We start from the raw sequence: 21464 nt of genomic DNA on the forward strand, positions 1-21464 counted from the left end.
AGGTTAAGCGGCCGTTAAAAGACGACTATTCGACTAGACTATTGACAGCCGATTTTCATCTGTCATGATCATGTTAACGAGTGTTAGCTTTCGTGATCGTGGAGGTGAGGCATGTTCTTTCTCGGCGGAATGACCATGGGATATCTCGATCCTCCGGCCAAGGTTGAGCGGAGCGAGCAGACAACCATCTCCGTTCCTGCTGAAAAAGATCGCCGATTGATCGAGGCTTCCTCGGGTGCCCAGAGAGAGGAAAACGCGATCGAGCGTTCGTTGATCTGGGCATGGCGCACGCTTTGCTGAGCCGTCTGCGGGGCGTGGGTCAGATTTTCTATCCCTCGCCCTCTGGACGGAAATTTATCTCTACCTAGCTTATAGAGAATATAGGAATGTCGGTGCCGGCTGATCGCCGCATCCACAAGAAGAGACGGAGGCAACACATGGCAGACTTGGGTATCTCGCATACTCACGCGAACCATTATGGTTCCGTACCGGCCAGGAAGCCGGCCTCAACGCGCCAGAAGCTTCATTTTGCGCTCAATGCCGCGCTGTTTGCCGCGGCGTTCGCGTTCGTTACAGCTTTGGTCTGCGGCGTTATCAGCTGATGGAGCTTTCGTGCTGACATATGTCGGCACGCAATGAACTTCCTTTTCAAATCGCTGGTTGAAGCAAGAGCTTCGGCCAATCACAATAGCGGTCCAATCATGTTATAGATCCGGTGCCTGAGGGTGCCGGATTTTTCTTTGAACAGCGAAAATCTGCCGAATTGAGATAGGCGAAGCTGCGCAATTCCGTGCCTCTTGACTTGAATTATCCCGATGGTGTCCAACTTTCCCGGATGGTTCTTCGGGGTGGAGGCAAATGGCAGCTATGACCGGCAGAATCGTGCCATAAATCAGGCCTAAACCGTTTCGTATCGAAAATCTGCGGCTTTCGCATCTTCCTGCAAAGGCCCTTGGCCGTTCATGTCGCAGTCATAATTGCCGGTGCAAAAGGCTAGGCAAAATCACCATAACTTAGTTTGGATCCAGAACCGAACCCATGACAATTTCCATTCCGTCTCCAAGCCCATCGCGCGAATCCGAAGTCAAGCACATCGATCACAACGACTCGATCCGCTCGACCTACCTGTCGATCGAAGACATCAAGGCGATGGGTGAATTGGTCGCCCGCAAAGGCGTCGATTCGCTGCCGGCCTTCACCGCCTTCGATTTTTTTGCACGGCATAAGGAGAACGAGAAGGAAATCCTACGCGTGTACCGCACGACCGCGGCCGACGTAGAAGCGGGCGAGACAATCACGCCTGCCGCCGAATGGCTTCTCGATAACCACTATATCGTCGAAGAGGCAATTCAGGAGGTCCGCCGCGACTTCCCGCGGCGCTTCTATCGCGAACTGCCGACCATCAATGTTGATGGCGTGCAGGTACCGCGCACGCTGGTGCTCGCCTGGCTCTATGTCGCTCACACCCACAGCACCGTTTCACAGGAAAGTCTGACGGCGCTTGTCGATGGCTTCCAGTTGGGCGAGACGCTGCGCATCGGTGAGCTCTGGGCTGTCCCGTCCCTCGTCCGCTATGTTCTCGTCGAAAACCTCCGCCGTATTTCCAGCCGCGTTGAGCGTAGCCGGCGCATCCGCCGCCGTGCGAACGAGGCGGCCGATGAACTCGTGCGTTTGGACGATCCGGCGAAGGCTGCGGAATATCTGAGAACGCTGGAGCCGCTTGCCGAGGACAATACCTTCTCGACGCAGTTCCTCTATCGCATGCGCGACGGTTCGCAGGCGTCTAGCCTTGCGATCGCCTGGCTCGATGAGCGTCTGGAAATGCTCGGCCGTGATACCGAAGAAGCGACGATGGCGGAGCATAGCCGCCTGTCCTCCGGCAATGTCACGATGGGCAACATCATCCGGAGCCTTCGCGAGATCGACGACGCGGAATGGTCGGTCTGGGTCGAGCAAGTCAGCCATGTCGACAAGCTGCTCTGGGAGAATTCCGACTACGGCATCCTCGATTCGGGATCACGCAACAAATACCGCAAGCAGATCGAAAAGCTCGCCAAGCGCTCACCGCTGACGGAAATGGAAGTCGCGCAGCTTGCGCTCGACATGACTAACCAGGCGAGGGCGTCGGAGGAGCCGCAACCGCATGAGCCGAACGTCGGCGGCTTCCTTGCCGGCACGCATAGGCCGAAGCTTGAGGAACGTGCCAATTATCGCCCGACCCTCGTCCAGCATTTTGTCCGAACTGTCCGCAGGTTCAACTGGCTGTCGATTGCTGTTCCCGTCATGCTGCTTACGATCATCGCGATGGCGATCGTCGGGCGGCTCATGGCCAATGCCGGCATGGGCACGCTGGAAATCGCCATATTGCTGATCATGTTCTCTCTTCCGGCATCGGAGGGAGCAACCGGTCTTTTCAATACCTTGCTGTCCTTCTTCGTGACGCCGTCGCGGCTTGTCGGCTACGAGTTCAAGGAAGGCATCCCGGAGGATGCGCGCACGCTGCTTGTCGTGCCATGTCTGATTTCGAACCGCGACAGCGTCGATGACCTGGTTCGCAATCTTGAGGTTCACTATCTCGCCAATCCGCGCGGCGAAATCTATTTCGCGCTGCTGAGCGACTGGCCGGACAGCGACGTCGAGGAGACGGCAAACGATCTCGAAGTGCTAGACTACGCCAGGCGCGAAATCGCCAATCTTTCGGCACGTTACGCCTATGACGGCAAAACGCGGTTCTATCTCCTGCATCGCCGCCGTCTCTACAACCCGTCCGAGGGTGTATGGATGGGCTGGGAGCGCAAGCGCGGCAAGCTGCATGAGCTGAACATGCTTTTGCGCGGCGACAGCGACACGACGTATCTGCCGGGCGCCAATATTGCGCCGGCTGGCGTTCAATATGTTATGACGCTCGATTCCGACACGCGCCTGATGCGCGATGCCGTGACCAAGCTTGTCGGCAAGCTCTACCATCCGATCAACCGTCCGGTGATCAATCCGAAGAGCGGCCGCGTCGAAAGCGGCTATGGCGTATTGCAGCCGCGCGTGACCCCGTCGCTGACGACCGGAAAGGACGCCTCGGTCTTCCAGCGCGTCTTCTCCATCAATCGCGGTCTCGACCCTTATGTCTTCACCGTTTCCGATGTCTACCAAGACCTCGCGGGCGAAGGCACGTTCACCGGCAAGGGCCTTTACCATGTCGATGCTTTTGAGACTTCGCTCAGGGGCCGTATCGATGAGAATTCGGTGTTGAGCCACGACCTTCTCGAAGGCTCGATGGCGCGTTGCGCGCTCGTCACCGATCTGGAGCTCGTCGAAGACTTCCCGATCCGCTACGAAGTCGAGACCTCACGCCAGCATCGCTGGGCACGTGGCGACTGGCAGCTTCTGCCATATATGTTCAATCCGAAATACGGCGTCACCGCTCTCGGGCGCTGGAAGATGTTCGATAATCTGCGCCGCTCGCTGACGCCGATCGCCTGGTTTTTCGCTTCCGTGCTCGGCTGGTATTTCATGGGCCCGCTTGGCGCACTCGTATGGCAGATACTCCTGATCTTCTGCCTCTTCGTTGCACCGACGCTGTCGCTCATCCACGGCATCATCCCGCGCACCAGCGATATCGTCGCACGGGCACATCTCTATACCGTCTGGTCGGATATCCGCGCTGCGAACGCCCAAGTGGCCCTTCGTATCGTCTTCATTGCCGATACGGCTTGCATGATGACCGATGCTATCGGCCGGTCGCTCTATCGTCTTCTCGTCAGCCATAAACTGATGCTGCAATGGCGTACCGCCGCCAGCGTTCAGGCGGGCGGGCAGGGAACAATCCTCTCCTACTACAGCGCCATGTGGCACGCTCCGGTGCTTGCGCTGCTCGCACTCGGTTTTGCGGCACTTCCCGGCGACAACGCATTTCTCGTCGGCATTCCGTTTTCCCTGTTGTGGATCCTTTCACCACTCGTTGCCTGGTATGTTAGCCAGTCAGCAGAAACCGAAGACCGGTTGGAAGTTGCCGATTCGGTATCGAGCGAACTTAGGAAGATCGCGCGACGCACCTGGCGTTATTTTGAGACCTTCACCACGGCGGAACAGAACTACCTGCCGCCAGATAATATTCAGGAAACGCCGCACGTCATCGTCGCGAGCCGTACCTCGCCGACCAATATCGGTGTGTATCTGCTCTCGGTCGTTTCCGGCCGCCAGTTCGGCTGGTTTTCCTTCGAGGAAACGATCGAGCGGCTGGAGCAGACGATCGCCACCATCGACAAGATGGAGAAGTACCGTGGACACCTCTTCAACTGGTACCACACCGACACGCTGCAGACGCTTGGGCCGCGATATGTTTCCGCTGTCGATAGCGGAAATCTCGCCGGCCACCTGATCGCAATTTCGTCTGCCTGCCGCAACTGGGCCGAGGCGCCTTCGGCGCATATGCAGGGCAATCTCGACGGGGTCGGCGATACCGCCGGTATTCTCCGCGAAGTGCTCGCCGATCTTCCGGATGATCGCAAGACTGTCCGTCCGCTTCGCCGCCGTCTGGAAGAACGGATTGTCGGCTTCCAGAACGCGCTCGCAGCAGTCAAGCGCGAGCATGAGTTCGCTTCGATCCGCGTCATCAATCTTGCAGTTCTTGCGCGCGACATCCAGAAACTTGCGGCAAACCTCGATCACGAGGTGAAATCGGCGCTTAGCGGCGAACTAACGCGCTGGGCGGAGTCGCTCGTCAGAGTTTGCGAAGCGCATATTTCCGACAGCACATTCGACCTTTCGAATATCGACGCGTTGCGCCCGCGCCTGATTGCTCTTCGCGACAAGGCCCGCGATCTCGCCTTCTCGATGGACTTCAGCTTCCTCTTCCGTCCGGAACGCCGTCTTCTCTCGATCGGCTACCGTGTCGAAAGCGGCGAACTCGACCAGGCCTGCTACGACCTCCTGGCGTCGGAATGCCGTCTCACCAGCCTCTTCGGCATCGCGAAAGGCGACCTGCCGACGGAGCACTGGTATCGCCTTGGCCGCCAAGTCGTGCCGGTCGGTCCGCGCGGCGCTCTGGTCTCTTGGTCCGGCTCGATGTTCGAATATCTGATGCCGCCGCTCGTCATGCAGGAGCGCGGCGGGGGTATTCTCAATCAGACCAACAATCTGGTCGTGGTCGAGCAGATGAACTACGGACGCAAGCTCGGGATTCCGTGGGGCATTTCGGAAGCGGCCTTCAATGCTCGCGACCATAACCTCAACTATCAATATACGAACTTCGGCGTGCCTACGCTCGGCCTGAAGCGCGGCCTCGGCCACAATGCCGTCATCGCGCCCTATGCCTCGATTCTCGCCAGCCAATACGACCCGCGGTCGGCACTCGAAAATCTGCAGCGCCTGCGTAAGCTTGGTGCGCTCGGCAAGTTCGGATTCCATGACGCCGTCGACTTCACGCCGACCCGCGTGCCGGAAGGCAAGAAATGCGCAGTTGTCTATAACTACTATGCGCACCATCACGGCATGTCGATCGCGGCCGTCGCCAACGTCGCCTTTAACGGGCATCTACGCGAACTCTTCCATTCCGATCCGGTCATCGAAGCCGCCGAATTGCTGCTGCAGGAAAAGGCGCCGCGCGACATCCCTGTCATGAGCGGCAAGCACGAATCGGATACGCCCGCCAGCATCCAGGAAGACCTGTTGCGGCCGGAGCTTCGCAAGATCGCCGATCCACTTTCGCGCGACCGCGAACTCGTGTTCCTGTCCAACGGTCACTATTCGATGATGCTGACGGCGACCGGTGCCGGCTATGCGCGCTGGAACGGCCAGGCCGTTACCCGCTGGAAGGCAGACCCGACGGAAGACCGCTGGGGGAGCTTCATCTTCCTGCGTGATACGGCGACCAACGAATGGTGGTCCGCGACGGCCGAACCGAAAAGTGTCGAAGGTGAAAAGGTCAATGTGCTTTTCGCCGACGAAAAGGCGGAATTCACCAAGGTCGTTGGCGACCTCAGCAGCGAATTGGAATGCATTGTTGCGACTGAACACGATGCAGAAGGCCGCAGGCTGACGCTTGTGAATATGGGATCGGAAGATCGCTTCATCGAAGTTACCTCCTATTTGGAACCAGTGATCACGACCGACGATACGGACAATGCGCATCCGGCATTCGCGCGCATGTTCGTGAAGACGGAATTCGGCAAACGCGGCGACGCCATCCGTGCCGAGCGCAACAAACGCGATCCGGGCGAACCGAACATGAGTGTAGCCCATCTGATCGTCGATAGTGCCGGTCCTTCACGCCAGACGGAATTCGAGACCGATCGCCGCAAGTTCATCGGCCGCGGCCGCAGTCTCGCGGATGCCGCAGCTTTCGATCCCGGGGCGACCCTTTCGGGCACCGACGGCTTTACGCTCGATCCGATTCTTTCCCTTCGCCGCACAGTGCGCGTACCGGCCGGCAAGAAGGTCAGCGTGATCTTCTGGACCATTGCCGCCCCCAGCCGCGACGAAGTGGATAAGGCCGTGGCGCGCTATCGCCACGCCGATGCCTTCAACCATGAGCTCGTGCAGGCCTGGACACGTACGCAGGTGCAGATGCGCCATGTCGGCGTGACGTCGCAGCAGGCCGCCGCATTTCAGTATCTCGGCCGGCATCTGGTCTATCCGGACATGGATTTGCGCGCCGATGCCGCGGTAGTTCGGGCTGGCATGCACTCGCAATCGTCGCTGTGGCCGCTCGCGATCTCCGGCGACTTCCCGATCTTCATGTTGCGGATCGATGACGACATGGATCTTGACATCGTTCGCGAGGCATTGCTGGCGGAGGAATATCTGCGCTCGCGTGGCGTGACGGCCGATCTCGTCATCATGAATGAACGTGCATCCTCCTATGCGCAGGATATGCAGCACGCCGTCGACCAGATGTGCGAAAACGTGCGCCGCGTCGGCCAGGCCGATGGTCTTCGACAGCATATCTTTGCCGTCCGGAAGGATTTGATGGAGGAGGCGACCTATCATGCACTGATGGCCACGTCGCGCGTCACCTTCCATGCGAAGAACGGCAAGGTTGTCGATCAGATCAACCGCGCCATCGCCCTTTCTGCGCCTTCCAAGGACGACGTGCAGGAAATGGAACGCGAGCAGCGTAAGACTCCGGTCAAGCGCGTGGCGCGCGTCGTGAAGCCCAAGCCGCCGGCGCTTGCGATCGAGGAAGAAGGCGATCTCGACTTCTGGAACGGATTCGGTGGGTTTGCACGCGACGGCCGCGAATATGTCGTCCGCCTTGCCGGCGGCACGGCGACGCCGCAGCCCTGGATCAACGTGATCTCGAACGACAAGTTCGGCTTCCACGTGTCTGCGGAAGGCGCGGGTTTCACCTGGAGCGTCAACTCGCGCGACTACCAGCTGACCTCGTGGTCGAATGATGCCGTCGTCAACCGCTCAGGCGAGGCGATTTACGTCACCGATCTGGAAACCGGCGCGCTGATGACGCCCTTTGCTGGGCTTTCGCAGCGGAGCGATGTCCGCTTCGAGGCACGCCATGGCCTCGGCTACTCCGTCTTCTCCAGCGAGCAGAACGACATCGCGCTGGAAGTGACACAGACGGTCGATCGCCAGAGGCCGGTCAAGCTGCAGCGCGTCCGATTGCGCAACATGGGCACTACGGCGCGCAAGCTGCGGCTCTATGGCTATGTCGAATGGGTTCTCGGCAATAATGCACAGCGCTCGGTGCCTTTCATACTCTCATCGAATGATGAGGAAACCGGCGCACTCCTTGCCGCCAACCAGTATAGTATCGACTTCTCGAACCGCGTGTCCTTCTTTGCCGCCAGCGTGAAGCCGTCCAGCTTCACAACAAGCAGGCGCGAGTTCATCGGCAAGGCAGGTACGATCCAAGCTCCTCAGGCGCTCAAGCCATCCGTTGCACTTTCCGGCGCCACGGAACTTGACGGCGATCCGGCAGCGGCGCTCGCAATCGATATCGAAATCGGCGCCGGGGAAGAGCGTGACGTCACCTTCTTCCTGGGCGACACGGCATCGAGGGAAGAGGCCCAAACCTTGATCGCCGAGATCCGCAAGACCTCCGTTGAGGACACCGTTCAGGCAAACCGCGATTTCTGGCAGAGCTTTACCGGCAAGGTTCAGATTTCGACGCCGAATCAGGCGATGAACAATCTCGTCAATGCCTGGCTGCCCTATCAGAGCCTCGGCTGCCGCATCATGGCGCGGTCTGCCTTCTATCAGGCAAGCGGCGCTTTCGGCTTCCGCGACCAGTTGCAGGATACGCTGGCTTTCGTGCTTCAGGAGCCTTCGCTCGCGCGCAACCAGATCGTCAACGCTGCCTCGAGGCAGTTCCGCGAGGGCGATGTCCAGCATTGGTGGCTGCCGGGAACTGGCGCGGGTGTCCGCACACTGATCTCAGATGACGTGGTCTGGCTTGCCTATGCGATCCACCACTACTGCACCACAACAGGCGACAAGAGCGTGCTCGACGAGGAACTTCCTTTCCTTGAAGGACCGGCGCTGCTCGAAGGCCAACACGACTCCTTCTATCGTCCGGAAGTCTCGGACGACAAGGTCAGCATCTACGAGCATGCCGCATTGGCGCTCGATCTTGCGATCAAGCGCAAGGGGGCCAATGGCCTGCCGCTGATCATGGGGGGCGACTGGAACGACGGCATGAACCGGGTCGGTATCCATGGCCAAGGCACGAGCGTCTGGCTCGGTTGGTTCCTGGCCGGCGCGCTGCGGTCCTTCACACCTTATGCGGAAGAGCGGGGCGATACCGCCCGCGTCGAGCGCTGGACGAAACATCTCGTCGAGTTGAAGAAGGCGCTCGAAACCGCCGGCTGGGATGGCGGTTATTACCGCCGAGGCACATTCGACGACGGTAGCCTGCTCGGATCGAAGGAAAGCCTGGAATGCCAAATTGATTCGATCGCGCAATCCTGGAGCGTGCTTTCCGGCGAAGGCGATCCGGATCACGCGGTCAAGGCCATGGACGCGCTTCTGAACCGCCTCGTGGATAAGGAAGCACGGATCATCCGCCTGTTTACCCCGCCTTTTGCTACGTCGGTCAGGGATCCGGGTTATATCAAGGCCTATCCTCCGGGCGTTCGCGAGAATGGCGGCCAGTATACGCATGCAGCCACTTGGGTGGTCATGGCGCTTGCTCAGCTCAACCGGGGTGACGAAGCGATGGCCTGTTTCGAACTCCTGAACCCGATCACCCATGCGCGCGACAAGGCATCGGCCGAGCACTATCGAGTCGAGCCCTACACCGTCGCTGCCGACGTCTACGGCGAGGGTGCGTTAAAGGGCCGCGGCGGCTGGACGTGGTATACGGGTTCCGCGGGCTGGCTCTATCGTGCCGCAGTCGAGGGGATTCTTGGTATCCGTTTGAAAAACGGAAAGCTTTTTGTTCGCCCGGCGTTGCCGAGTGGTTGGGACGGCTTTTCGGCAGAGATCGAACATTCAGGTGTGAAATATCGCATTTCTGTCTCAAAATCGTCCCATCCGGACGGTTACACTTTGCAGATCAACGGCGGCGAAGTCGCCAATCCCCATGAGGGATATCCGGTCGGATAGCAGCATTTTTACACGCTCACACTCCGGCGATTCGTTGCAGCCAAAAGGTGAAACTTTTTGGCTGCAACTGCGTTTGCAGGTCAAACAGGAGAAGACATCATGGCGGCTACGCCGGAAAACGCCATCGGCGCTGAGCGCTTGTCCCAATCCGCAGCGCGGCCAGCGCGCGATACGAGGCTCGATGTTTTGCGCGGCCTTGCCCTCATCACGATTTTCATCAATCACGTTCCCGGCCAGATATTCGAATATGTGACGACGAAGAATTTCGGCTTCTCCGACGCTGCGGAAGCCTTTGTGCTGGTCTCGGGCATTGCGGTCGGACTCGCCTACGGCTCCGGCTTCAAGGTCGGGAAGCGGCTGGACACGGCGAAGAAGGCGATCAAGCGTGCTTTCACGCTCTATCTCGCCCATATGATTACGACCTTCATAACGCTCGCGCTGTTCATTTGCGGCGCCTGGTTGTTCCACCGGCCGGGATTATTGGTCGAAATCAATATCCTCGCCGTCTTGATGAACTTAACCGATGGAATACCCGCTCTGCTTCTGCTTGGTCACCAGATCGGCTACAACAACATACTGCCGATGTACGGCGCCCTGATGCTCATGGTGCCAGTCATCTTGCTTCTGCACTCAGCCCATCCGCTGGTGGCGCTCGGTGTTTCGGGTGCTGTGTGGCTGCTTGCGGGCATCTATCAGATCGCGCCGCACAACATGCTCATCGCCGACTACTGGTTCCTCAATCCGCTCTCGTGGCAGTTCTTGTTCACGATCGGCGTTGTCGGCATCATGCATGTAAAGCGCGGCGGCAAGCTTCCTCAGCATCCGGCGCTTTTCATTCTCGCATCGAGCTATGTGGCGCTGTCCTTCGCGTGGGTGGTTGGTCAGTTTTGGGATCTCGGAAATTCGCTTGCGGCGCTTGGCTTGCCGCCTGTCCTTACCGGTTTCGACAAGACTTTCCTGTCACTGCCGCGGCTGCTGCATGTGCTGGCGCTCAGCTACCTCATAATCAACATTCCCGTGCTGTCTCGTATCCTGCGCCGTCCGTCCGATCATCCACTGACCATCATCGGCCGCCACTCGCTGAATATCTTCGTCGCGGGAACAATCCTCGCGATGGCGGGTCAGGTGCTGCTCTACATTACCAATCACGACCAGATGATCGGTCCGCTCTTTGTTGTCGCAGGCATCTCGGGCCAGTTCGCTTATGCTTACCACCTCGAGCGCAAGCGCATCGACGGGAGCGCGAAGGCCAGGTCGATGGCTTGCAGCGCTTCCGTTCCCGTCGCCGTACGCGTTGGTGATGGCCCAAAGCTTTATCGCGACGGCCGGAAATAGCCCACTTCTTTGCGATATTAGAACCGGCTGGCGGATCCGACAGCCGGTTTTGATCAATCGGCCCAAGGCAACGCAGCCAGCGGTCGACAATTGACAATGGCGGGCCGGCTCTATCTACACCCGCCTCAGATGCAATTGCTCGAGGAGAAATTCATGGTTGATGAAAAGCAACTGATTTCCAAAATCACGTGGCGGCTCATGCCGTTCCTAGGCATTCTTTATCTCATTGCCTACATCGATCGCCAAAATGTCAGCTTCGCCAAACTGGAAATGGTCGGCGCGCTTGGCATGAGCGAATATGCCTACGGCCTCGGCGCCTCGCTCTTTTTCATTGGTTATTTTCTGTTTGAAGTCCCGAGCAATCTGCTGCTCGAGCGGTACGGCGCCAGCAAATGGTTTGCGCGTATTTTGCTCTCGTGGGGCGCTGTTACCGTCGCGCTGGCCTATACGCAGAATGCGACGATGTTTTACATTCTCCGCTTTCTTCTTGGCGCCTGCGAAGCCGGGTTCTTTCCGGGCGTCCTTTATCTGCTGACACTTTGGTATCCGTCCACCTATCGCGGGAGGATGGTCGGATTGTTCATGATCTTCAGCGCTCTTGCCAATGCTGTCGGCGCACCGCTCGGCGGCATGCTGCTCGATCTCGATGGGGTTTATGGTATTGCCGGCTGGCAATGGGTATTCATCGCGACGGGCATTCCCGCCGTCATAGCAGGCGTGGTCACTCTGTTTTTCCTCTCGGATCGGCCGGAGAGTGCAAACTTCCTGAGCGATGCGGAGAAGAGCTGGCTGAAACGCAGGCTTGAGGTGGAAAATGCAGACATGGACAAGAACGCCGAGAACGGCTTCAAGGCGCTCATCAATCCGAAGGTGCTTCTGATGGCATTGTGCTATGTCGGCTTTCCCCTTGCAGCCTACGGCCTCAGCTATTGGCTCCCGACCATCGTCAAGGAATTCGGCGTCAGCAACACGGCCAACGGCTTTCTAAACATCATACCCTGGGTTCTGGTGGCGGTGGCTCTTTATATCGTCCCGTCGATGGCAGACAGGGCAGTCTCGAAGACGCCTTATATCGTCATTCCAGCCCTGCTGGGCGCCATATGCCTTGTCCTTTCGGCTGTTATTCCGGACCATGGCGTCCAGTTCGCATTTCTCTGCATCGCTGCAGCGGGCATCTTCGCCGGCCAACCGGTTTTCTGGAGCCTGCCGTCACGCTTTCTGAGAGGTGCCGGCGCGGCGGCCGGGCTCGCCGCAATCAACTCCGTCGGCAATCTCGGCGGTTTTGTCGCCCAAAACGTCGTGCCCTGGATCAAGGACAGTACGGGAAGCACGATTGCGCCGATGTTCTTTCTTGCCGCATGCCTGGCTGCCGCCGCGCTGCTGGTGTTCGTGGTCGGGCGCCTGATGCCGCGTGGGCAGATTTCCGCCGAAGAGAGCGGAGCTGTGCAACAGCGCGCGCATACCTAACAACGCAAGCCAAAGCCCCAGCAGAGATATAAGGCTGCTGGGGCTTTGGCTTTTGAGTTCTATTCAGGGATCTCAGCAGGAGAAGGTAAACGTTAACCAACGGAGCCTAACAGTCTCATGGAAACATGGATTGATTCGATGGCATCTTCTTTCGACACCCCTCTCGCCGCGCTGACCGCAAGCGAAATCGTGATATTTCCAAGCATCCCCCTGCCAGGGGATATCGAGCGTTGCGCCGCGACGCTTGACGATCTGCACGGAGAACCGGCGGTCGACTTCTGGAAAGCCGAATGCCGTCTGCTGGCGGACGAACTTGCGCGATGCGGCTTGCGCGAGGAGAAGATCCGGGAGCGCGTCTTGTCCTTCCAGGCTGCGGTGCAAGCCGCTTTGGTTGAGAGACATCAGTTGCGCGCTTTATCCGAAAGCCGCGCGAGGCAAGACAGACAGCGCCGTCGCTTCTGATGCGACAAAGCGCTTGTCCTCTGCCGCAGCCGTAACCGGCATCAGCCTTGAGTCTCGTCTGAAGTACTGAGCCCATACCGACTTACGATTCATCGTCAGCGCTGTTCCAGCCCCACGTTGTCCTTCCCGCCTTAATGTGTGATCGCCTTTCCATGGACGAGCGAAGGGAGTTTCTCCATGGAAAGTACATTGGAGGTGCTCACGACCAGGAAGTCTGGACGTGAGGTTCACCGGCACTGGCCGGACGAGGTTAGGGGCGGATCGTTTCGGAGAGCCTTCGGCCCGGCGCGATGGTGAATGAGGTCGCAGAGCGGCATGGCTTGAAGCCGAACCACCTGTCCACTTGGCGAACAATGGCGCGGCAGGGCAAGTTGGTTCTGCCCGCACCCGAGGCCCCGGTAGAGTTTGCAGCGATAATCGTTGATCCAATGCGAAGCCCGTCGGCATTGCAAAGGTGCTTTGAAATGAAAGCCCGGCAATTGGGGTGGTTCCTCAGCGTTAAAAATCGAGAATGCTATGAAGGAGCTGCTGTCGATGTCGGGATTCAAGCTTCTCACCCCGTCTTGCAGCAATGTATCTTTTGTTCTTCAAGGAGGCGGGACATGGAGGGACTACAAAACTCGTTGGATTTCTATAGTCAGGCAGGCCCCCTGACATCAGGAGGGCAGCATGCCGAAGCTCTTGGCGCGCTAGCAGGAGTTGCTGAGGTCGCCAGCGCTTTGCACGGCATATTGATACATGATGCCTGGGCGCAACGGTATGGCCAAGAGCTAACGCCGGCGTGCCGAGCGCAATCACAATTGCGATCTACACAACGAATGCTCGATGCAATCATTGAAATCCACGCCGCCCCGCTCGTTGTAACGCGCACGCCCAGCCAGAGGGCGGTTGGCGTATGCCGTCACTTTGCTGTTCTTGCCTGTGCGTCGCTGAGGGCTCAAGGGATCCCCGCGCGAGCCCGCTGTGGCTTCGGGATGTACTTTGAGCCTGGTAAAGGTGTTGATCATTGGATCACCGAATACTGGAGCGGACGGCATTGGGTATCCGCAGACTTTCAGATCGATGATCTCCAGTGCTGCGAATTAAAGCTTGATTTCGATCCGCTCGACCTGCCGCGTGGAAAGTTCCTAACCGCTGGCGAAGCCTGGCGGCTGTGCCGTGCCCACACTGCCGATCCCGAGACCTTTGGCATCTTCGACGAGGGAGGCTTCTGGTTCATCGCGCGATGAACCTGGTGAGGGATTTCGCCGCGCTCAATAAAATGGAGATGCTTCCTTGGGACATTTGGGGCTTGATGCCGCAACCCGATGAAGACATATCCCCGGACCGCGCAATGCTCTTCGACCATCTTGCCGCGCTAACGGAAGAAGTCGACGAACGGTTCGATGAGATCGGGACACTCTACCAGCAGAATGGCAAGCTGCATGTGCCGACGCGGGTATTCAACGGCGCGCGCAAGCAGATCGAAGATGTTGCGTCGACTTGATCGAGGAAGAGCCTTGCCTTAGGGCACGGTCGTCCGCTTTTGGGCGCTTATCCGCTAGACATTCGCCACTAATCCGAAAAGTACCGAAAGCTGTCGTTGATCAGGTGAGTTCGTTGGTGGAGCGTCGGCACGTAAAGTCTCTTCTCACCGGATTGAAGGCCATGATAAACGGCGCCTATGGGAATTAAGAACTATCTGATCGAAGGCAGTTCCGGCACTGGAAAAACGTCTGTCGCTACCGAACTGGAGCGGCGGGGCTACGATGTCGTCCATGGTGACCGGGTCTTGGCCTATGTCGGCGACCCCGAGACAGGCCAGGCACTCGCAGGACCACCCACAGGCGCGGACCGCATCGTTTGGGGATACGCGCACTGGATCTGGCCTGTCGACAAGGTCCGCGCTATTGCTGCCGACACCACCCATCCCATCACCTTCTTCTGTGGCGGCTCGCGCAATTTCGATAAATTCCTAGACCTATTCGACAAGGTTTTCGTGCTGGACATAGACGTTGAGACATTGAACCGACGATTAGATGGACGGCCGAATGAGCCGGGCTTCGAGCCGGCCGAGCGGGCGTTGGTACTCCGCTACCATCATACTCGGGGATACCTCCCCGTCGGCATCAATATCGACACGGCAGATACCGTCCCAAGTGTCGTCGACGATATCCTCGCTCAACTCACCTGAAGCCCTGAAAGTATTGTGACTCGGATGGGAAGCACTCGATTATTGCGGGAAAGACGCTAGCCGCTTGAGCGGCTCACTGGCATTGTCGCTTTCGTAGCCGACCGGCAGCTTTCAGAACGACAAACCGGGTGTGTCAACGACCGTCTTGCGGGCGCGTTGCCGTCCGGCAGTACCCGGGCCGGAAGCGGCGTGTCCTGTGTTGGCCCTTTCCGGACGGCGTAGCCATGTAACGATCAAGCCCGCATCGCAGCGTTGGCATGTCCTTCCTTTGGTGCTGACCAATCTCTGCTAAATGATGGGCAACGGTGTCATCTCAGTCTCCATCGTGTTCCGACGCGGTTGCAGTGTCCCGGCGACACCCGCACCAACCGGACTGGTGCCTGGCGCGACAGTGTCATCGGCTTTGCCTTTGGTCATCCAACGGTGCATTTCCGCAGCGGGCATCGTCGCGTCAGTGGTGCATAACATACGAACTTCTGCGCCTGCGGCAGAGAATGGGCATTGATCTACGTCAACCTGAACCCGCGCGTGTTGAAGCAGGCACCATTCGGCGCGCGGCCATTCCGCAGTAATTCGAGGAGCAACACATCCGGCGGCAAATCACCAGTCTGCGACCGGTCCTACCTGTCCACCGTCAGGGCACGCCGCGCTTGACGTGCGTCAATGCCACGCTACTTACGGCCCCTATGATCGTCACGGTCTGGAAACGACCGATGAACGAAGAGCTCAGAAAGAAGATTCTGACGCTGTTGGATCAGCACCGGATCATGACGATTGCAACGCTAACGCCGGACGGTTGGCCGCGGGCGACCACCGTCAGCTACGTGAACGAAGGCCTTACCCTCTACTTCCTCTGCGGTCTGGATAGCCAAAAGGCGGCGAACGTGGCGCGAGACGATCGCGTGTCCTTGACCATCGATCACGACACACCACAAGTAATGGAAATCACTGGACTTTCCATGGCGGCGCGCGCACAGGCGGTGGTCGACCGGGGCGAAGCGGAAAAGATCTTGCGAATGCTGCCGCTGAAGTACCCGGAGCAAGTCTCGCTGCCAGGGCCGATGCCGACTCCGGAGCAGGTTCGCATACTCCGCGTGACGCCGACAGTCATCTCCGTGCTCGACTACTCTAAGGGTTTCGGCCACACAGATCTCGTTACCTGCTGAGTGCTCCCCAAACATGCGTGTGGGGGCCGTGCGTGCAGTGAGGCCGGAACATCGTCGGCAAAGTCGGCCGCCTTCCTTCTGCGAACGGGGTGAACGCGAAAAATCGACCCATCACGAGCTAGATATGGTCGACCAGGGCGCGAGTTCATCGGGCAGGAGGCGAAGGTACCACGCTCCCAATCCTGCCACGGGCGGCCGCCGCGGAATCAGGTATCGACGGCACGGTCGATCAGCAACTGATAGAAGACATCGGCCGCGTTTTGGGGACCGGATGCTGCAAACCAAAGCGGTTCTGTCGAGAGCAGCACGGCGTCCCCTGTCACCCTCGAAGGCTGTAGATCCAGCCCGTCAAGCGCGCCTCGCGATCGGTGCTCAGCATCATAAGCTTTCAGGCATGAGGGTGAACAGATGGCGAGCCTGGATCTCACCCACCGGCACGCTGGAACAGCGAACTTTCCTCCTTCCCTGCGTCTTCGTGTTATTATGGCGACTAGGGAGATGGCTCGATGAGCGAGAACCGGAAGCTAGCAGCGATCCTGGCTGCCGACGTGGTCGGGTACAGCCGGCTGGCCGGCGCAGACGAAGAACGTACCTTGGCGAGGTTGCGGGCACTGCGCAGCGACCTGATCGATCCGACCATCGCCGTGCACAACGGACGCGTGATCAAACGCACAGGGGACGGGGCGCTGGTCGAGTTCCGCAGTGTGGTAGACGCCGTGCGCTGCGCCATGGAAGTGCAGAATGGCATGGTCGAGCGTAATGCCGGCGTGCCGCAGGAGCGCCGCATCGAGTTCCGGATCGGAATTCATCTCGGCGACGTAGTCGAGGAAAGCGACGGTGATCTAATGGGCGACGGCGTCAACATCGCCTCGCGTTTGGAGGGCGTCGCGGCGCCTGGCGCCATCTGCCTATCCGAGGATGCCTATCGTCAGGTCAAGGCGCGGCTTGACCTCTCGGTCAGCGATCTCGGCAACACGCAGCTCAAGAACATCGCCGAGCCGATCCGGGTGTATTCGCTGCGTGTCGGCACCGCCGAGGCAAAGGCAACCGCGAACTCCGAATCCGCGACAAGCCGGCTGGCGACGGTACCGCCGCCGAAGCTGTCGATTGCCGTGCTGCCCTTCGCCAACATGAGCGGTGATGTCGAGCAGGAGTATTTCGCCGATGGAATCTCGGAAGACATCATCACGGCTCTCTCAAAGCTGCCGCAGCTCTTCGTCATCGCCCGCAATTCGTCGTTTACCTTCAAGGGCAAGAACGTCCACGTGCAGGAGGTCGGCAGAAACCTCGGCGTACGCTACGTGCTAGAAGGCAGCGTCCGTAGATCCGGCAACAGGGTACGGATCACCGCCCAGCTTATCGACGCAGCCTCGGGTGGCCATCTGTGGGCGGAGCGCTTCGATCGCGACCTGACCGACATATTCGCGGTTCAGGACGATGTCACTCAGCAGATCGTGGATGCGCTGGCCATCAACCTGACGGAAGGCGACCGGCAGCGGCTGGCGCCAGAGCACATTGGCAACGTGGAGGCTTATGACTATTTCCTGCGTGGCCGAGAGCTGTGGCACCGGCTGACGAAGGAGACGAACATCGCCGCCCGGGATCTTTTGCAACGTGCAATCGAGCTGGACCCGAATTTCGCCTCGGCCCACGCGTTCCTGGCCCTTACCCACGGACTCGACTACTTGAACGGATGGAGCCCGTCACCGCCGAATTCGCGCGAGCAAGCGGAAGAGCTTGCGAGGCGGGCGGTAGCGCTGGATGATCGCGATCCTAGGGCGCACTGGGCGCTGAGCATCGTCGAATTGTATTCGCGACGGCACGATATGGCCATCAGCGAGGCCCAGCGTGCGATAATCCTCAATCCGAACTTCGCTGAAGGGCACGTCAGCCTCGGCGAGGCGCTGTACTACTCGGGCAGGGCCGACGAGGCGCTCAAGTATTTCGATGGGGCGAAGGTCTTGAACCCTTACTTTCCGGATGTGCTCCTGCACTTCCAGGCATTGGCGTTGTTTCAACTGGGAAGGTACGAACAGGCAGTTGGCTTGCTGAAAGAGCGGCTGACCCGCAATCCCGTTACCGATGTTTCTCGCGCGCTGCTGGCTTCCAGTTATGGCCATCTGGGCCGTTTCGACGAGGCCCGCGCGGCTTGGCAGGAGGTGCTCCGGGTTAATCCCGACTACTCCCTGGAATACCGTCGCAAAGTGCTGCCCTACAAGAACCCCGCGGATTTCGAGTTGGTGGTGGACGGGCTTCGCAAGGCCGGCTTGGCGTAACTGCGCACCAGGGGAATGCCCGGTTTCAACCTTCTGCAGCCACTCGCTCAAATGAGAAGCAATGACTGGTGTTGGCGCATAGCCGCTCGGTCGCAATCTTTGGAATTGAGAAAGTTTCGTTGACACGTGCAGCCCCACTGTGCGCGGGGCCGCACGCGCTCAGATCTCAGTGTGCTCAGCTAGTTCCTGTGCATCCTCAATGTCCACGCCGAGGTACTTGACCGTATTTTCGATCTTGGTGTGCCCCAACAGGATTTGGATCGCGCGAAGATTGCCTGTCGCCTTGTAGATCATTGCGGCCTTCGTGCGCCGAAGCGAGTGCGTGCCGTAGTCTTCGCGTCGTAGGCCAATTGCGGTCACCCATTCGTCGACCAATCGGGCATACTGGCGAATACTCAGATGATCGGTGTGGTCGACTCGACTGGGAAAGGCGTAATCGTCAACTGTTCCACCTCGCCGTTCAAGCCATGTAAGCAAACTTGCCCTCACCTCCGCCGTGATTTCGAACTGAACCGGACGGCCGGTCTTTTGCTGGACGACCATGGCTCGAGTTCGAATTTCCGTTCCTGTCACGAGACTCCCGATTTTCATTTTCACGAGATCGCAACCACGCAGCTTGCTGTCGATTGCGAGATCAAACAACGCACGATCTCTCATGCGCCCCTCCCTATCAAGGAAGAAGCGGATCGCCCAAATCTAGCGCTGTTTCAGCGGCTTCTTGACACCGACCTTTCGGCCGGCGTTCCACGCCGGACGGCCCAGGGCGGTAGGATCGTATTGTGCAATACCCATTTCAGTTCTCCTTCGGCCAGCATTGGCCGTTAGGAGAACGCATGGGCGCAAGGATTGAAGGGGCCGAAAGCCGTCGGTCGGCTTCCGGGCTCCGTCTGACGCGAAGTGGACGTTCGGTCGCCCTCGGCCGAACGCACGCGCCGACGCCCCCTTCGTAAGTCCGAAATCCTTGGTTTCAGTCCCATCATTTCAGCTATAAGGTGGGAGACATCGCCCAAAGGGGATTCAAGGCCAATGCCCCCAGAGAAGAAGGACCGTTCGCCTGTTGCGCTGGAACAGCGCGACGTAAGCGCCGACCGGCGCATGTTCTCGCCTTCTGTTGCGCGAAATTCGGCGCCGATCCTCGCGGTCCTAAAACGTGTCCTTCCAACACATGGCGCCGTGCTGGAGATTGGATGCGGGACCGGCGAGCACGCCGTGTGTTTTGCGGGAGCAATGCCCAACCTCACCTGGCAGCCGAGCGATCCGGATGCCGACGCCCGCACCAGCACGTCTAGCTGGATCAAATTCTCAGGGCTGAAGAATGTGCTGGCACCGCGGGATATTGATGTGTGCTCAGGACAATGGGGCGTCGAACAAACGGGGTATTTTGACGCCATCGTGTCGATCAATATGATCCATATCGCGCCATGGGCGGCAAGCTTAGGATTGTTCGCAGGAGCTGGCCGTTTGCTTCACGCTGGTGGGCTTCTTCTTCTCTACGGCCCATTCATTCGCGACGGGGCACACAACGCCCCCTCGAACGCTGCTTTCGACGCGGCTCTAAAGGAGCGCAACCCATCCTGGGGTGTGCGTGATATCGCTGATCTTGAACAAGTGGGTGAGGCCGCTGGACTTAATCTCCGCGAGACGATTGAGATGCCTACCAACAATATGTTGCTGGTCTTCTCCAGCAGTAGAGCCTGAACGACAAGTGGGCGCGAAAGAGACGTGGGCCTATAACAGCATTCGGGCCCTTTGCTGCCGTTCGAGGTCGATCCGAGGAACGTGCGGTATGTGCTAGAATGCGGCCGAAGGCGGAACGCGACAGACACGCTGCGAGGGGCGGTGTGATCGAACCGGAATTCGCGCGACCGAGTGCCAACGTTGTGCTCTTGGAAGGGGAGACGAGGACGATGCCGACACCAGAGCAACCCAGTCTAATAGTTCGACAGAAATCCCCACAGAACATCGAGTTTCCGTTTGCGTCGCTCTCCGATTGGCTGATCCCAACCGAGCTGTTCTTCGTGCGAAACCATTTCCCCTCGCCGGACCTCGATGCGCGAGACTGGAGATTGCGCGTTGGCGGGGCGGTGGAGCGGCCGATCGAACTTGACCTCGACAGCATCAAGGCGATGCGGAGCACGACTTTCACCGCCGTCGTCGAGTGCGCAGGGAACGGCCGCGTCTACTATGTGCCACCGAAGGAGGGGTTGCAGTGGCAGAACGGAGCCGTCGGCAATGCTGCGTGGACAGGTGTTTCTCTGCGAGAGATTTTAGAAATGGCGGGCGTTAAGCGAACCGCACGTGAGGTTCTGCTCGTAGGCGCAGACAGCGGCGTCGTCGACACGAACAGGAAAACGGCTTCTCCCGGCCCCATCGCTTTTGCGCGCAGTTTGCCGCTTGAGAAGGCCATCGCTCACAGCACGATCCTTGCCTATTCGATGAACGAAGAGCCGTTGACGCGCGATCACGGCTACCCGCTACGCGCGGTCGTGGGTGGCTGGTTCGGCATGGCTTGGGTCAAGTGGATCACGCATATCACGGTTGTGGAACAACCGTTCCTTGGCTACTGGCAGGCGCGCGACTATTTCCGTTGGGAGCGCAGCCTCGGGGAACCCAGGCTGGTCCCCCTCGCGGAGATGGAGGTCAAAGCGCAGATCGCGCGTCCCGTGCAGGGGGCGCGTCTCATCGCCGGCCAGCCGTATCGGATTTTCGGAGCCGCCTGGAGCGGAGAGGCTGTTATCCGGCAGGTGCAGGTCTGCACCGGAGATGGTAGGGGCTGGCGCGAGGGAAGGCTCCTCGAAACAGAACGTCCCTTTGCATGGCGCTTGTGGGAGTACATGTGGACCCCTGAAGAAGTGGGGCGATATAAACTGCGATGTCGCGCGATCGATGGGGCGGGGTGCGTGCAGCCCGACCTCCAGCGTTCCGACTGCGAGAGCTACGCGGCCAATTGGATCGTTCCGGTGGAGGTTAGTGTCGTTCCCGAGCCACAGACGTACGAGGAGGAATTCGTGATCTAATCACCCGCATGGG

Annotated in this window: 14 protein-coding genes and 1 pseudogene; 14 read left to right on the plus strand and 1 reads right to left on the minus strand. The window is 59.1% G+C overall.

Going from position 1 to position 21464, the window contains the following annotated elements; genetic code table 11:
• The first annotated feature begins 111 nt into the window (after positions 1 to 111).
• The 12 genes and pseudogenes from ACZ9BX_RS16360 (at position 112) to ACZ9BX_RS16415 (ending at position 18434) form a co-directional block, all read left to right on the plus strand.
• Positions 112 to 300 carry a hypothetical protein gene (locus ACZ9BX_RS16360; protein WP_027512034.1) on the plus strand — a complete coding sequence of 63 codons (189 nt, stop codon included), beginning with the start codon at positions 112 to 114 and terminating at the stop codon, positions 298 to 300.
• 137 nt (positions 301 to 437) lie between these two features.
• Positions 438 to 602, plus strand: a complete 165-nt coding sequence (locus tag ACZ9BX_RS16365) for a hypothetical protein (RefSeq protein ID WP_476218921.1) — start codon at positions 438 to 440, stop codon at positions 600 to 602.
• Positions 603 to 1038: 436 nt separating this feature from the next.
• A complete protein-coding gene (locus ACZ9BX_RS16370; protein ID WP_476218923.1) occupies positions 1039 to 9555 on the plus strand; it encodes a glycoside hydrolase family 94 protein in 8517 nt (2838 codons plus the stop codon).
• Between the two features lie 99 nt (positions 9556 to 9654).
• A complete protein-coding gene (locus ACZ9BX_RS16375; RefSeq protein WP_476218924.1) occupies positions 9655 to 10890 on the plus strand; it encodes an OpgC family protein in 1236 nt (411 codons plus the stop codon).
• Between the two features lie 153 nt (positions 10891 to 11043).
• Positions 11044 to 12357 (plus strand): MFS transporter, encoded by a 1314-nt coding sequence (locus ACZ9BX_RS16380; protein WP_476218926.1) that lies wholly within the window; start codon positions 11044 to 11046, stop codon positions 12355 to 12357.
• Between the two features lie 138 nt (positions 12358 to 12495).
• A complete protein-coding gene (locus ACZ9BX_RS16385; RefSeq protein WP_476218927.1) occupies positions 12496 to 12819 on the plus strand; it encodes a DUF6074 family protein in 324 nt (107 codons plus the stop codon).
• 290 nt (positions 12820 to 13109) lie between these two features.
• Positions 13110 to 13166: pseudogene (locus ACZ9BX_RS16390) on the plus strand (hypothetical protein); the annotation flags it as partial.
• Between the two features lie 255 nt (positions 13167 to 13421).
• Positions 13422 to 14048, plus strand: coding sequence for a transglutaminase-like domain-containing protein (locus ACZ9BX_RS16395; RefSeq protein WP_476220047.1), 627 nt, complete (start codon positions 13422 to 13424; stop codon positions 14046 to 14048).
• A 65-nt stretch (positions 14049 to 14113) separates the two neighbouring features.
• A complete protein-coding gene (locus ACZ9BX_RS16400; protein ID WP_476218928.1) occupies positions 14114 to 14305 on the plus strand; it encodes a hypothetical protein in 192 nt (63 codons plus the stop codon).
• A 177-nt stretch (positions 14306 to 14482) separates the two neighbouring features.
• The gene (locus tag ACZ9BX_RS16405; protein ID WP_476218929.1) at positions 14483 to 14992 is read left to right on the plus strand and encodes a DEAD/DEAH box helicase family protein; all 510 of its coding nucleotides are present in this window, start codon (positions 14483 to 14485) and stop codon (positions 14990 to 14992) included.
• A 713-nt stretch (positions 14993 to 15705) separates the two neighbouring features.
• On the plus strand, positions 15706 to 16158 hold the full coding sequence (locus ACZ9BX_RS16410) for a pyridoxamine 5'-phosphate oxidase family protein (RefSeq protein WP_476218930.1): 453 nt from the start codon (positions 15706 to 15708) through the stop codon (positions 16156 to 16158).
• Positions 16159 to 16664: 506 nt separating this feature from the next.
• A complete protein-coding gene (locus ACZ9BX_RS16415) occupies positions 16665 to 18434 on the plus strand; it encodes an adenylate/guanylate cyclase domain-containing protein (protein WP_476218932.1) in 1770 nt (589 codons plus the stop codon).
• A gap of 159 nt (positions 18435 to 18593) precedes the next feature.
• Here the strand turns inward: ACZ9BX_RS16415 and ACZ9BX_RS16420 are convergent, their stop codons facing one another.
• Positions 18594 to 19130: a tyrosine-type recombinase/integrase gene (locus tag ACZ9BX_RS16420; protein WP_476220048.1), complete on the minus strand. Its 537-nt coding sequence runs from the start codon at positions 19128 to 19130 to the stop codon at positions 18594 to 18596.
• Positions 19131 to 19460: 330 nt separating this feature from the next.
• Between ACZ9BX_RS16420 and ACZ9BX_RS16425 the strand changes: the two genes are divergently transcribed.
• Entirely contained in the window at positions 19461 to 20132 is a 672-nt protein-coding gene (locus ACZ9BX_RS16425; protein WP_476218933.1) for a DUF938 domain-containing protein, read from the plus strand.
• 209 nt (positions 20133 to 20341) lie between these two features.
• Positions 20342 to 21451 (plus strand): sulfite oxidase, encoded by a 1110-nt coding sequence (locus ACZ9BX_RS16430; protein ID WP_476218935.1) that lies wholly within the window; start codon positions 20342 to 20344, stop codon positions 21449 to 21451.
• Positions 21452 to 21464: the final 13 nt, after the last annotated feature.

It is taken from the genome of Rhizobium sp. USDA 3886 (assembly GCF_056279785.1).

What these genes read in the sequence shown, in the direction of transcription:
- ACZ9BX_RS16405 (WP_476218929.1), top strand. Translation starts at nt 14,483, where the DNA reads ATGGGAATTAAGAACTATCTGATCGAAGGCAGTTCCGGCACTGGAAAA.
- ACZ9BX_RS16370 (WP_476218923.1), top strand. Translation starts at nt 1,039, where the DNA reads ATGACAATTTCCATTCCGTCTCCAAGCCCATCGCGCGAATCCGAAGTC.
- ACZ9BX_RS16400 (WP_476218928.1), top strand. Translation starts at nt 14,114, where the DNA reads ATGCCGCAACCCGATGAAGACATATCCCCGGACCGCGCAATGCTCTTC.
- ACZ9BX_RS16380 (WP_476218926.1), top strand. Translation starts at nt 11,044, where the DNA reads ATGGTTGATGAAAAGCAACTGATTTCCAAAATCACGTGGCGGCTCATG.
- ACZ9BX_RS16430 (WP_476218935.1), top strand. Translation starts at nt 20,342, where the DNA reads ATGCCGACACCAGAGCAACCCAGTCTAATAGTTCGACAGAAATCCCCA.
- ACZ9BX_RS16425 (WP_476218933.1), top strand. Translation starts at nt 19,461, where the DNA reads ATGCCCCCAGAGAAGAAGGACCGTTCGCCTGTTGCGCTGGAACAGCGC.
- ACZ9BX_RS16385 (WP_476218927.1), top strand. Translation starts at nt 12,496, where the DNA reads ATGGCATCTTCTTTCGACACCCCTCTCGCCGCGCTGACCGCAAGCGAA.
- ACZ9BX_RS16365 (WP_476218921.1), top strand. Translation starts at nt 438, where the DNA reads ATGGCAGACTTGGGTATCTCGCATACTCACGCGAACCATTATGGTTCC.
- ACZ9BX_RS16375 (WP_476218924.1), top strand. Translation starts at nt 9,655, where the DNA reads ATGGCGGCTACGCCGGAAAACGCCATCGGCGCTGAGCGCTTGTCCCAA.
- ACZ9BX_RS16410 (WP_476218930.1), top strand. Translation starts at nt 15,706, where the DNA reads ATGAACGAAGAGCTCAGAAAGAAGATTCTGACGCTGTTGGATCAGCAC.
- ACZ9BX_RS16415 (WP_476218932.1), top strand. Translation starts at nt 16,665, where the DNA reads ATGAGCGAGAACCGGAAGCTAGCAGCGATCCTGGCTGCCGACGTGGTC.
- ACZ9BX_RS16395 (WP_476220047.1), top strand. Translation starts at nt 13,422, where the DNA reads ATGGAGGGACTACAAAACTCGTTGGATTTCTATAGTCAGGCAGGCCCC.
- ACZ9BX_RS16360 (WP_027512034.1), top strand. Translation starts at nt 112, where the DNA reads ATGTTCTTTCTCGGCGGAATGACCATGGGATATCTCGATCCTCCGGCC.